This window comes from Streptosporangium fragile (assembly GCF_039534445.1).
Classification (GTDB): domain Bacteria; phylum Actinomycetota; class Actinomycetes; order Streptosporangiales; family Streptosporangiaceae; genus Streptosporangium; species Streptosporangium fragile.
In genome coordinates, this window is record NZ_BAAAVI010000012.1 from 51,416 (window position 1) to 63,416 (window position 12,001).

10 protein-coding genes are annotated in these 12,001 nt (G+C 71.4%); 1 reads left to right on the forward strand and 9 read right to left on the reverse strand.

Annotated elements, in window-relative coordinates:
- Window positions 1-287: 287 nt before the first annotated feature.
- The 8 genes from hisG to ABD841_RS10480 all read right to left on the reverse strand — a co-directional run bounded on the left by hisG (window position 288) and on the right by ABD841_RS10480 (window position 9,772).
- Window positions 288-1,133 carry an ATP phosphoribosyltransferase gene (hisG, locus tag ABD841_RS10445; RefSeq protein ID WP_344970139.1) on the reverse strand — a complete coding sequence of 282 codons (846 nt, stop codon included), beginning with the start codon at window positions 1,131-1,133 and terminating at the stop codon, window positions 288-290.
- Window positions 1,134-1,191: 58 nt separating this feature from the next.
- Window positions 1,192-1,455, reverse strand: coding sequence for a phosphoribosyl-ATP diphosphatase (locus ABD841_RS10450; protein ID WP_184548284.1), 264 nt, complete (start codon window positions 1,453-1,455; stop codon window positions 1,192-1,194).
- Between the two features lie 91 nt (window positions 1,456-1,546).
- On the reverse strand, window positions 1,547-4,054 hold the full coding sequence (locus ABD841_RS10455) for a glycoside hydrolase family 2 protein (protein ID WP_344970142.1): 2,508 nt from the start codon (window positions 4,052-4,054) through the stop codon (window positions 1,547-1,549).
- On the reverse strand, window positions 4,051-4,983 hold the full coding sequence (locus ABD841_RS10460) for an ABC transporter ATP-binding protein (RefSeq protein WP_344970144.1): 933 nt from the start codon (window positions 4,981-4,983) through the stop codon (window positions 4,051-4,053). The genes ABD841_RS10455 and ABD841_RS10460 overlap by 4 nt, the downstream gene beginning before the upstream one ends.
- Entirely contained in the window at window positions 4,983-5,927 is a 945-nt protein-coding gene (locus ABD841_RS10465) for an ABC transporter ATP-binding protein (protein ID WP_344970145.1), read from the reverse strand. Before ABD841_RS10465 ends, ABD841_RS10460 begins: the two co-directional genes overlap by 1 nt.
- Window positions 5,928-5,940: 13 nt before the next feature.
- A complete protein-coding gene (locus tag ABD841_RS10470) occupies window positions 5,941-6,801 on the reverse strand; it encodes an ABC transporter permease (RefSeq protein ID WP_344970147.1) in 861 nt (286 codons plus the stop codon).
- Window positions 6,798-7,793: an ABC transporter permease gene (locus ABD841_RS10475; RefSeq protein ID WP_344970149.1), complete on the reverse strand. Its 996-nt coding sequence runs from the start codon at window positions 7,791-7,793 to the stop codon at window positions 6,798-6,800. Before ABD841_RS10475 ends, ABD841_RS10470 begins: the two co-directional genes overlap by 4 nt.
- Before the next feature lie 206 nt (window positions 7,794-7,999).
- Window positions 8,000-9,772, reverse strand: a complete 1,773-nt coding sequence (locus ABD841_RS10480) for an ABC transporter substrate-binding protein (RefSeq protein WP_344970150.1) — start codon at window positions 9,770-9,772, stop codon at window positions 8,000-8,002.
- 165 nt (window positions 9,773-9,937) lie between these two features.
- Here ABD841_RS10480 and ABD841_RS10485 point away from each other — a divergent pair, with 165 nt between their 5' ends.
- Entirely contained in the window at window positions 9,938-11,044 is a 1,107-nt protein-coding gene (locus ABD841_RS10485; protein ID WP_344970152.1) for a LacI family DNA-binding transcriptional regulator, read from the forward strand.
- On the opposite strand, the gene ABD841_RS10490 is transcribed toward ABD841_RS10485, so the two are convergent.
- Window positions 10,977-11,561 (reverse strand): hypothetical protein, encoded by a 585-nt coding sequence (locus ABD841_RS10490; protein WP_344970153.1) that lies wholly within the window; start codon window positions 11,559-11,561, stop codon window positions 10,977-10,979. The two genes, ABD841_RS10485 and ABD841_RS10490, sit on opposite strands and share 68 nt — an antisense overlap.
- Window positions 11,562-12,001 lie beyond the last annotated feature (440 nt).

The window sequence follows — 12,001 nt, forward strand, 5'->3', positions numbered from 1 at the left end:
CTCCCCGGCCGCGCCTCCTGAGAGCGCCGGGATCACCCCGGACCGCTCCCCGGCCGCGCCTCCTGAGAGCGCCGGGATCACCCCGGACCGCTCCCCGGCCGGCCCCCGTCTCGCGGGGCCCTGCCGGAAGGCCCGGCGCCCGTGCCCACCGGGACCCGCCGAAGGTTCGGAACCGGGCGGCGCGGGTCACGGCACTCCGGGCACCGCCCGCGACGGCGCCGTCCGGCGGCGGCGCCGCGCAGGAGGCGCCGTCACAAGGTACGCCGTCACGCGCGGGGACGGCGGGCTCAGATACGGCAGGCGAAGATCTCGGTCACCAGGATGGCCTTGGCACCGAGCTCCCAGAGCTGGTCCATGACCTGCTGGTGGCCCTTGCGCGGGACCATGGCCCGCACCGCGACCCAGCCCTCCCGGTGCAGCGGGGAGACCGTGGGGCCCTCCATGCCGGGGGTGAGGGCGATGGCCTCCTCGATCCGCTCGACGCGGATGTCGTAGTCCATCATCACGTAGTCGCGGGCCATCAGCACGCCCTGCAGGCGGCGGACGAGCTGACGCAGCCCCGCGGTCTCCACGGCGCCGATCCGCTTGATCAGCACGGCCTCGGAGTGGGTGATGGGCTCGCCGAAGACCTCCAGGCCGATGTTGCGCAGCGTGGTGCCGGTCTCCACGACATCCGCCACGGCGTCGGCCACACCCAGCCGGATGGCGGTCTCCACCGCGCCGTCCAGCTTGATCACCCGGGCGTCGACGCCCTGCTCGGCCAGGTAGGACTCCAGCAGGCCGGCGTAGGAGGTGGCGACTCGCCTGCCCTTGAGGTCGGAGACGGAGGCGAACTCGCCGGGGTTGGCCGCGAAGCGGAAGGTGGACTTGCCGAAGCCGAGCGGGATGATCTCCTCGACCTCCGCGCCGGAGTCGTGGAGCATGTCACGGCCGGTGATCCCGGCGTCCAGGGTGCCCTCGCCGACGTAGACGGCGATGTCCTTGGGACGCAGGAAGAACAGCTCGCAGGAGTTCTCCGGGTCGACGACCACGAGCTCCTTGCTGTCCTTGCGGGCGCGGTAACCGGCTTCTTTCAGGATGGTCTGGGCGGCCTCGGTGAGAGCGCCCTTGTTGGGTACGGCGAGACGCAGCATGACTGGGTTTCCTTACGTGGGGACGGGATCCGTGAGACCGATCGCCGGGCGCACCGGCTCACAGATGCTTGTAGACCTCGTCCAGCCCGATCCCCTTGGCGATCATGAGGACCTGCACGTGGTAGAGGAGCTGGGAGATCTCCTCGGCCGCCCGCTCGTTCGACTCGTGCTCGGCGGCCATCCAGCTCTCGGCGGCCTCTTCCACGACCTTCTTGCCGATGGCATGGACCCCGGCGTCCAGCGCGGCCACGGTGCCCGAACCCGCGGGCCGGGTGCGCGCCTTTTCGGACAGCTCGGCGTACAGCTCTTCGAAGGTCTTCATGATCTCTCTCGGCGTCGTGGGATGTGCCCGTCAAGCCTAACCGGCCATCCGGCCTGCCCGTGTGCGGCCCCGACGTCGGGGCACGAATTTGTCATTCGTTCACGCAGCGGAGCACCGGGCGGGTCGTCAGGGCGGCCGGGTCGAGTTCCCGTCCGGTGGTGACGTGGAAGGTGACGCTCTCGCCGGGCAGCAGGGTCACCAGCATGTCGTCGACCACGGCGTCGGGGTCCAGGCGGTCGGGGAACAGCGCCAGGTCGCGCACGAGGGTGCGGGCGGTGACGGTGACGTCCAGGCCGTCCCCGGACGGGGTCACCCGCGCGTCGTAGGCGGCGACGGGGAAGGCCACCTGCGGGTCCTCGGCGAAGAACCTCAGCACGCGGTGGCCGTCCAGCCGCGCGGCCAGCAGTTCGGCGGCCGGATCACCCGGCACCGCGACGACCTCGGGCAGCGGCACGGTCGCGACCGAACGCGGGGCCGCCTCGACCCGGACGGTGTGCGTGCCCAGCACCCGCCCGGCCAGGTCCAGGCGCGCCAGTTCCAGGTGCCCGGCCCAGGGTTCGGCGGTGTCGTTGACGACCGCGACGGCGCCGTCCCGCACGGTGAGCAGCCGGTCGGCGTAGGCGCGGCGCAGCGCGTACCACAGCGGTTTGCGCCGGCCGTCGCCGTCGACGGCGGCCCAGGAGATGACCGGCCAGCAGTCGTTGAGCTGCCAGACGATCGTGCCCATGCAGTGCGGGGCGAGCGCGCGGAAGCGCTCGACGCCGAAGGTGACCGCGCGGGCCTGGTTGAGCTGGGTCAGGTAGTGCCAGTCGTCGAAGTCGCGCGGGGGCGGCAGGTGCGCGCCCAGGCCGCGCAGCAGCTTGGCGTTGCCGTCGATCGCTTTCTGGTGGTGCAGCACGCCCGGGGCGTCGGCGGCCAGCGCGCCGGAGACCGCGCGGCGCAAGGTGGCGTACGCCGGTGGGCCCTGGAAGCCGAACTCGGCCACGAACCGGGGGGTGTAGGCGGCGTAGCGGGTGTAGTCCTCGCGGTTCCACACATCCCAGATGTGGATCGTGCCGCGGGCCGGGTCGTTGGGCGGCAGGTCCGGCGCCCCGGAGTACGGGCTGCCCGGCCAGTAGGGGCGGGTGGGATCCAGCTCGGCCACGAGGCGCGGCAGCAGGTCGTGGTAGAACCCGCCGCCCCAGGAGCGCCCGCCCAGCTGCTCCTGCCAGCCCCAGTCCGCATACCCCTCGAGGTTTTCGTTGTTGCCGCACCACAGCACCAGCGAGGGCCGCCACACCAGCCGGGCCACCTGCTCGCGGGCCTCGGCCGCCACCTCGGTGGCGAAGGGCTCCTCCTCCGGATAGGCCGCGCAGGCGAACGGGAAATCCTGCCAGATGAGCAGGCCCAGCTCATCGGCCAGGTCGTAGAAGTCCTCGCTTTCGTACAGGCCGCCGCCCCACACCCGCAGCAGGTTGACATTCGCCCCCAGCGCCTGGCCGAACCGCCCGGCCAGCCGCTCGCGGGTGACCCGGGCCGGGAAACAGTCGTCGGGGATCCAGTTGACACCGCGCACGAACACCGGCACCCCGTTGACCACGACCGTGAACCCGTCGCCGGTCCGGTCCAGCCGCACATCGCGAAACCCGATCCACCGCCGCCAGACCACCCCGGCCCCGTCGGCCGGCCCGCCCTGCCCGGCCCCCGCCGCCGCGTCATTCCGCCCGGCCGCCCCGCCCCGCCCCGCCCCCGCCGCCGCACCGGCCCGCCCGGTCCCGTCGTCCAGGCGCACGGTCAGCTCGTAGCGGTGCTGCTCGCCGTACCCGCACGGCCACCACAGCCGCGGCTGCGGCACCCGCAGCGCCGGCACCGCCTCGCACTCCCCCGGCGCCAGCCGCACCCGCACGGCGGTCCCGGCCACCTCGGCGCTCACCACGAGCGGCGCGTCCGGGCCGGACAGGGCGCGCTCCACGACCACGTGCGCCTCGACCCGCCCGTCCCCGTGCACCAGCGGCCGCACCGACGCCAGCCGGGCCCCGCTCCAGGACTCCAGCCCGATCGGCCGCCAGATGCCGGCGGTGACCAGCGTCGGCCCCCAGTCCCAGCCGAAGTTGCAGGCCATCTTCCGGATGAACGGGTACGGCTCGGCATAGGCCCCCGGCCGCGCGCCGAGCGCCGCCCGCTGCGCCTCGGCGTAGGCGTACGGGGCGGTGAACCGCACCCGCAGCGTGTTCTCCCCCTCGCGCAGCAGCTCCCGCACCGCGAACCGGTAGGAGCGGTGCTGGTTGGCCGTGCGCCCCACCTCCACCCCGTTGAGCACGACCGTGGCCACCGTGTCCAGCCCTTGGCAGACCAGGTCGGTGCGCTCGTGCCCGTCACCGGCCCAGGTGAAGGTGGTCTCGTAGTCCCAGCCGGTCCGGCCGATCCAGGCCAGCCGGTTCTCGTTGTCGTCCAGGTACGGGTCCTCGATCAGCCCGGCGGCCAGCAGATCGGTGTGCACACACCCGGGGACGGCGGCGGGGACGCCCGCGATCCGGACGCCCTCCGACACGGCCGTGAGGGTCCAGCCGTCGTGCAGCGGACGGTGGGTGCTCGATGGGGTCCTGGGCGGGGTGCTCAACGCGTGCTCCTCAGCGATGCGGTCTCGTCCCGGCGGACGAGGTGACCTGGTTCGGCCTCCACCAGGGTGGTGGGCCCCTGCGTCCCGTCGTCGCCGGAGGCGGCCGGGGCTCCGGGGTCGCCGGGATCTCCGGGGGCTGAAACGTCGAAGGCGCCGGGGTCGCCGTCCCACCGGGCGGTCAGCCGGGGCACCGCCGAGAGCAGCCTGATCGTGTACGGGTGCAGGGGGTTGCCGAACACCAGCTCGGTGGGGCCCGCCTCGACCACCCGTCCCCGGTGGAGCACCACGGCCCGCTCGCTGATGTAGTTGCCCAGGGACAGGTCGTGGGTGACGAACAGCACGCCCAGGCCGCGGACCTTGAGATCGGCGAGCAGGTTGAGCACGTCGATCCGGGTGGAGGCGTCCAGCATGCTGGTGATCTCGTCGGCGACGAGGTACCGGAGGTCGAGCAGGAGCGCCCTGGCGATCAGCAGGCGCTGCAGCTGGCCGCCGCTGAGCTGGTGGGGGTACCTCCCCAGAACCTGCCCCGGGTCGAGCCTGACCGCCTCGAGCGACTCCTCGATCCGGCCGTCCCACTCGTCGGCGGCGACCTCGGGGAAGTACTGCTCCTTGAGCATCCGCAGCACGCGGTCGGCCTTGAAGACCGGGTTGTAGCAGCTGAACGGGTCCTGGAAGACGCCCTGGACGTGCCGGTAGTATCCCTTGCCCGGCCGGGCGGGGACGCCGTCGAGGGTGATCGAGCCGGACGACGGGGCGAGCAGCCCCAGGACCATCTTGCCGAGAGTCGTCTTGCCGCTGCCGCTCTCGCCGATGAGGGAGACCACCTCCCCGGGCGCCAGGTCGAAGCTCACGTCGTCGACGGCGGTCAGGGTGCGCCCGCCGAAGGCACCCACCCGGTAGGTCTTGGTGACCCCTTCGAGTCTCAGCATCATGCTTCCTTCCAGCAGGCGACGTGGTGGCCGGGGGCGACCTCGACGGCCGGGGGCTCCTCGGCGCACCGGTCGAAGGCCAGGGGGCATCGGTCGCGGAAGCGGCAGCCGGCGGGCGGGTCCAGCAGCGAGGGCGGCCGGCCGGGGATGCCGGAGAGCCTGCGCTCGGCGTACCGGACGCCGACCTCGGGCAGCGAGGAGATCAGCAACCGGGTGTAGGGGTGGCGCGGCTCGCTGACGATCACGCTCGCCGGCGCCTTCTCGGCCAGTCTCCCGGCGTACATGATCATGATCGTGTCGGCGATCTGGTAGGTCAGCGAGATGTCGTGGGTGATGAAGATCATGCTGCGGACGAAGCCGCGGTCGCGGAACTCCGCGAGTGTCCTGGCCACGGCCTTCTGGGTCGACACGTCGAGCGCGGAGGTGATCTCGTCGGCGATCAGCAGGGACGGGTCGAGGAGGGTGGAGATGACCATCACCATCCGCTGCTTCATGCCGCCGGACAGTTCGATCGGGTAGCGGGTCAGGACGTCCCGGGGCAGCTCCACCAGGTCGAGGCGGCGGTGCAGCTCACCGGTGTCCAGGCGCTCGCCCCGGGAGGCGAGCAGTTCGGCGACCATCTTCCCGATCTTCCGGGTGGGGTTCATCGCGCTCATGGAGTACTGCGGGACGAGGGAGACCTCCTTGAAACGGAAGGCGTTCATCCGGCGGTCGTCGCCGAGGGGCAGCTCCCGGCCGTCGAGCTCGGCGCTCCCCCCGGCCAGCCGCATCCGGCCGTCCATCCTGATCAGGCTCTTGCCGAGGGTCGTCTTGCCGCAGCCCGACTCACCCGCCAGGCCGAGGATCTCACCGTCGCCGACGTCGAAGGTGACGCCGCCGAGCGCCTTCACCTCGCCGCGCAGGGTCCGGTAGTGGACCCGCAGGTCGTTCACGCGCAGGGTCATGGGGTCTCCTCCACTACAGCTCCCGCAGCTTGGGGTTGAATACCTCGTCCAGGCCGACGTTCATCACGTACAGGGCGCCGACGATGGCGGTGATCCCGGCGCCGGGCGGCACGAACCACCACCACAGGCCCAGGTGGAGCGCGTTCCAGCGGGCGGCGTTGTTGAGCATCAGGCCGAGTGAGACGCCCTGGCTGGGACCGAGCCCGATGAAGTCGAGCGAGGCCGCGATGAGGATCGACCCGCCGAACAGCAGGATGAACGTCATGAACAGGTACGAGCTCATGTTGGGCGCGATCTCCCTGGTGATGATCCGCCAGGTGCGCACGCCGCTGAGCCTGGCCAGGTCCACGAAGTCGCGTGAGCGCAGCGAGAACGTCTGGGCCCTGATCGCCCTGGCCGCCCACGGCCAGGAGGTGAGACCGATGAACAGCGCCTGCACGCCGACGCTGCGCACGCCCAGGTAGGCGTTGACGATCAGCAGCACGGCCAGCGCGGGCAGGACCAGGACGATGTTGGTGAGCATGTTCAGCACCTCGTCCACCAGGCCGCCCCGGTACCCGGCGACGAAGCCGATCACCATGCCGACGAGCCCGGCCAGCCCTCCGCCGAGCACCCCCACCAGGAAGGTGACCCGCAGACCGTGGGCGAACTGGGCGAAGACGTCCTGGCCGAACATGGTGGTGCCGAACCAGTTCCCGGCGGAGGGCGGCGAGGCCGGGGCGGCGACGTAGGCGTTCGGGTCGTCGCCGGCGATCAGGGGCGCGACCGCCGCCAGGACGAGCAGCGGGACGAGCACGGCGAGCCCGGCCAGGAGCTTGCCGTTGCGCAGCGCGAAGTACAGGACCTCGCGGCGTCCGGTGGGAACGGCCGTCATGCCGCCTCGCCTCCCATCCCGTTCCTGGTACGCGGATCGACCAGGACGTAGACGATGTCGATGATGAAGTTGGCGACCAGCACTCCCACGACGATGAACAGGAAGGTGCCCTGCAGCAGGAAGAAGTCCTGGTTCTGGATGGCCTGGAGGATCAGGTGGCCGAGGCCCGGATAGGAGAAGACGATCTCGGTGACCAGGGCGCCCGCCACGAGCACGCCCAGTTGCAGGGCCAGGCCGGTGATCTGCGGCAGGACCGCGTTCCTGAACGCGTAGCGCCGGATGAGCCTGCCCGGCGCCCCGAGCGAGGCCAGGTAGGTGGAGTAGTCGGCCTCCAGCTCATAAATGATCATGTTGCGCATGCCGATCGCCCACCCGCCGAAGCCGACGAGGAAGAGCGAGGCGAACGGCAGGAACCAGTGGAGCGCGAGGTCGCCGGCGAACTCCCAGGACCAGCTCGGCTGCATGGCGAAGCTGTAGCCGCCGGCGACGGGGAAGATCCCCGCCACGATGCCCAGGCCCCAGGCCAGCAGGATGGCCAGCCACATGTAGGGGGTGGCGGTCAGCACGTAGCCGACCGGCAGCACCGCGTTGTCCAGCCACCGGCGCCGGGCCGCGAAGGCGCCGAACCGGTTGCCCGCCCACCAGCTCAGCAGGATGGACGGGACGAGCAGCGCCAGCGTGTACGGCACCGCCCGGACGATGACGTCGGTCACCGGGGTGGGGAACAGCCAGATGCTGGTGCCCAGGTCGCCCCGGAGCAGCGCGGCCCAGAAGTTGCCGTACTGCTGCCAGAGGGGCAGGTCGAGCCCGAACAGGTTCGTGTAGTGCGCCCGCATCGCCTCCACGGCGGCCGGCTGGGAGACGTTGGCCCTGGCGAGCATGCTCTGCACCGGGTCGCCCGGCATGAAGCGCGGGATCATCCAGTTGATCGTGACGGCCACGAGGAAGGTCAGCCCGTACACGAGCAGCTTCCGGCCGAAGTAATGTCGCACGCGATCCTCCCGAATCGGCGAGATGGACCCCACCGCGCGGGTTCCGGACGGTTCCGGACCGTTCACACGACCCGGGCGGACCGCATGGGCCGGCGGACCGTACGGCCCGCCCGGGTCACACGGTCCCGGCGAGTCACGGCCCGGGCGGGACACACGGCCCGCACGGGATCCGGCGCGGTGAGGGAGGGGTGTGAGGATCGCGCCGCTCAGCCGCCGGCGGGCTTCAGCTCGGTCAGGGTCAGCACCCCGCCCAGCTCCAGCCAGTTGCGCCACATGGTCGGCGGGGTCTTGGGCGTGCCGGGCGCCGAGGAGGGCCAGTTCGTCCAGACCGCGCTGCTGGTCTGCGCCCACAGGCCGTTGTACCAGAGGGGGATCACCGGCATCTCGTCCAGCTGGATCTTCTGGATCTCCGAGGCGACCTGCTTCATGCCCTCGACGTCGTCGACCTTCTTGCCGTCGAGCTCCCGGACGAGCTCCCAGGCCTTCTTGTTCTCGTAACGGCCGAAGTTGACGGTGTTCTGCAGCTTGTTGATCGGCAGCTGGAAGATGTAGTCGTAGTACATCCACGGCGTGTTCGACAGCTGCCGCTCGTTGTTGATGAGCATGTCGAACTTCCCGGACCCGCGCTGGTCGACGAGCGCGTTGAAGTCGGGGAACTCGGCGGTCAGGTCGATCCCGGCGGCCTTGGCGCCCTCGGCGATGACCCGGCTCGCCTCCATCCAGTCGGTCCAGCCGGCCGGCACGATGATCTTCAGGGACGCCTTGGAGCCGTCCTTGTTCTCCACGAACCCGTCACCGTCGGTGTCCTTGTAGCCCGCGTCGGCCAGGAGCTTCTTCGCCGTGGCGGTGTCGAAGGAGAAGCCTTTCTCGCTCACCACCGCCTGGTCGACGTACTTGTCCCACTGCGGCAGCAGGCCCGTGGGACCGGCCGCCTTGACCAGGTTGCCGTAGACGCCCTCGACGATCTTCTTGGTGTCGATGGAGTGGGCGAGCGCCTTGCGGAAGGCGGCGTCGTCCATCGGCTTCTTCGTGGTGTTGGGCACCAGGAAGGCCGTGTTGGCCGAGAGCATGTACGGCGGCTCGGGATAGTAGGTCTGGATGCCGAAGTTGCCCTTGACCAGGTTGGCCACGCCGGGCAGGAAGTTGTTGCTGAGGTCGAGGCCCTTCTGCAGCAGCAGGCCCATCGCCACCTCGTTGCTGGAGTTGACGATGTCGACGATGTACTTGGGCTTGACGTCCTTGCCCAGCGCCGCCGTGGCCCACCAGCCGTCGCGCTTGACCCAGACCATGCGGTCCTGGTCGTGGCTGTGGTACGCGTACGGCCCGGTGCCGACCGGCTTGGCGTTGACGTCGTTCATCACCTCGTCCTCCGAGCGGCCCTGCCAGATGTGCTTGGGGACGATCGCGTTGTTGTAGACCCAGTTGGCCCACTGCTGGTGGTTGGCCGTGGAGAAGGTGAACCGCACCGTGCTCTGGTCGACCGCCTCGGCCTTCTCCAGCCACGTCCACAGGTTGGCGTAGGGGACGGTCTTCATCTTGCCGAGCTCGACGGTGAAGACCACGTCGTCGGCGGTGAAGGGCTTGCCGTCGGACCAGGTGACGCCCTTCCTGAGCTTGAGCTCGTAGGTCTTCTCGCCCGTCCAGGCGCCGCTCTCGGCGAGCCAGGGGGTGAACTTGTCCGTCTGGGGGTCGTACAGGAACAGCGTCTCGTAGGCGAGACCCTTGGTGCCGGTGGCCGAGTCCCAGGTGCGCAGCGGATTCCAGTTCGCCGGCGGCCCCCACTGGGTGCCGCTGGTGTAGAGGGTCTCGTTGCGGGGGAACGCGCCGGTTCCCCCGCTCGCCCCGGCGGCCGGAGCCGAGCCGCCCGAGGGCTGCGCCGCACCGCTCGGGGCGGACGGCGTGGTCGCCCCTCCCGTGCATCCGGCCGCGACCATGCAGGCCGCCGCACCGAGGATCGCGAACCTTCGTCGAACCAGCATCGACATTCTCCTCTCCAGCATGGGAGCGCTCCCACCCGACATCACGCGACCGCATGCGCTTGCTGAACCGGATAAGTATCGTGACCGTAAAGTCCATGTGTCGCCAGTGTCAATAGCCAACTAGACCGGTTCAGTTAGAATCGCGGCGATACGCGAGGGGGATCATTGAGAAGACCCACGATCTCGGACGTCGCACGGCAGGCCGGGGTCTCCAAAGGAGCGGTCTCGTACGCCCTCAACGGCCGGCCCGGCGTGTCGGAGAGCACCCGGGCCCGGATCCTGGCGATCGCCGAGGAGCTCGGCTGGCGCCCCAGCAGCGCCGCCCGGGCCCTGAACGGCGCGCGGGCCCACACGGTCGGCCTGGCCCTGTGCCGCCCCGCGCGGACCCTGGGCATGGAGCCGTTCTTCATGGAGCTCATCAGCGGCATCGAAGGCGAGCTGGCGGCGCGCTCCTACGCGCTGACGCTGCAGGTGGTCGCCGACCACGGGCAGGAGATCGCGGTCTACCGCCGCTGGTGGGGCGAGGGCCGGATCGACGGTGCCATCCTGATCGACCTGCACGTGGGCGACCCGCGCGTGCCGGAGTTAGAGTCGCTGGGCCTGCCGGCCGTGGTGATCGGCCACCCGTCGGAGTCGGGAACGCTGCTGCCGGTGTGGTCCGACGACGGCGGAGCCGTGCGCGAGACGGTGGAGTATCTGATCGCGCTCGGGCACCGCCGGATCGCCAGGGTCGCCGGGCTGCCCCGGCTGGTCCACACCGCCCTGCGCGACCGGGCCTTCGCCGAGGCGTGCGACGGCGCGGCCGAGCACGTGACCGTGCACACCGACTACACCGGAGAGGCGGGCGCCCGCGCCACCCGGCGCCTGCTCAGCTCCCCTGCCCGGCCCACCGCGATCGTCTACGACAACGACATCATGGCGGTGGCCGGCCTGTCGGCCGCCCAGGACCTGCGACTGGACGTCCCCCGCGACCTGTCGATCGTCGCCTGGGACGACTCACCGCTCTCCCGGGTGGTCCGCCCGCCGCTCACCGCCCTGAGCCGTGACATCCCCGCCTACGGCGGCCACGCGGCCCGCCGCCTGCTCGCCCTGATCGCCGGCGACTCCCCCGGCCCCTTCGAGGACGAGGCCGCCCGCCTCACCCTGCGCGGCAGCACCGCGCCCCCGGCCCGGCGCGGGCCGGGGACACCCCGGCCCGCGGCCGCTACCGGAGGTCCGCGTCGCGGGCCAGGTAAGCCTCCCCCCGGGGGGACAGGCGGTAGCCGACGGTGAGGCTGTGGGTGAGCCCGAGTTCCTTGAGCTTGCGGACGTCGAGCTTGACGGCGGCGGTCTCCCGGCCGAGCACCGCGGCGAGGTCGGCCGCGCGTTCCCCGGGCCGGGCGGCGATGAGCCGCAGCATGCCGTGCGTCCAGGGCTCCGCCCGCCGCCGGTCCATCCTGGCGAGCCGCTCGCGGATCTCCGCGACCTGGGCGTCGTCGAGGTCCGCGTCCTCGCTCAAAGCGTCCCTCGGGTCGGGACCGGCCCACCGCACGCGGATCCTGAACAGGGTGTCGGCGGCGGTGCCGCCGAGCGAGGCGAACAGTTCGGCCGCCGAGGCGGCGCCCGCCGCGCGGGCGTCCTCGTCCGTCACGGACGCGGGCTCGACCGGCTCCACGGCGTCGATGGCCAGGACCCCCGCGCTGGTGCGCAGGGTGCCGCCCGCCCGGACGTTCGGCCTCGACCAGCGCCGGAACACGGTGGTGATCACCCCGTCCGCCACCCCGCGGGCAACGGCGTCGGTCAGCAGCATCGTTCGCCTCCTGTCGTGTCATCGGCCGGTGACGCCTCGAAGGTAACCGAGACCCGATACCGCCGGATCGAAAAGGCAACCGAGACCTGATACCGCCGGATCGAGGACGACACGACGGCCGCGTCGCCCGGATCACCGCGCCGCCCCCGGCCGCCCCCTCACACCCGCACCGCTCCCCGCCCGAAGCGGCCCCTTCCGGCGCCTTCCCGATCGCGGCTTTCTTCTTCCGGCGCCTTCCCGGGCCCACCCCCGCCATGGCCGGGCGGCCTGGCCGGGGAAGCGGTCCCATAACCGGGCGGGCGGCCGACCGGGCGGGGAGCCACGGCGGAAAATGTCGGCGGCCGTCTGCATACTGACCGGCATCGGCGTGTGACGCCACGCCACCGGCCCGGTGCCCGGCCGCGGCCCCGAGTGAGGCGTCCCGCGGTGGCGACTCCGGT

What these genes read in the sequence shown, in the direction of transcription:
- ABD841_RS10450 (WP_184548284.1), bottom strand. Translation starts at nt 1,455, where the DNA reads ATGAAGACCTTCGAAGAGCTGTACGCCGAGCTGTCCGAAAAGGCGCGC.
- ABD841_RS10490 (WP_344970153.1), bottom strand. Translation starts at nt 11,561, where the DNA reads ATGCTGCTGACCGACGCCGTTGCCCGCGGGGTGGCGGACGGGGTGATC.
- hisG (WP_344970139.1), bottom strand. Translation starts at nt 1,133, where the DNA reads ATGCTGCGTCTCGCCGTACCCAACAAGGGCGCTCTCACCGAGGCCGCC.
- ABD841_RS10470 (WP_344970147.1), bottom strand. Translation starts at nt 6,801, where the DNA reads ATGACGGCCGTTCCCACCGGACGCCGCGAGGTCCTGTACTTCGCGCTG.
- ABD841_RS10460 (WP_344970144.1), bottom strand. Translation starts at nt 4,983, where the DNA reads ATGCTGAGACTCGAAGGGGTCACCAAGACCTACCGGGTGGGTGCCTTC.
- ABD841_RS10465 (WP_344970145.1), bottom strand. Translation starts at nt 5,927, where the DNA reads ATGACCCTGCGCGTGAACGACCTGCGGGTCCACTACCGGACCCTGCGC.
- ABD841_RS10480 (WP_344970150.1), bottom strand. Translation starts at nt 9,772, where the DNA reads ATGCTGGTTCGACGAAGGTTCGCGATCCTCGGTGCGGCGGCCTGCATG.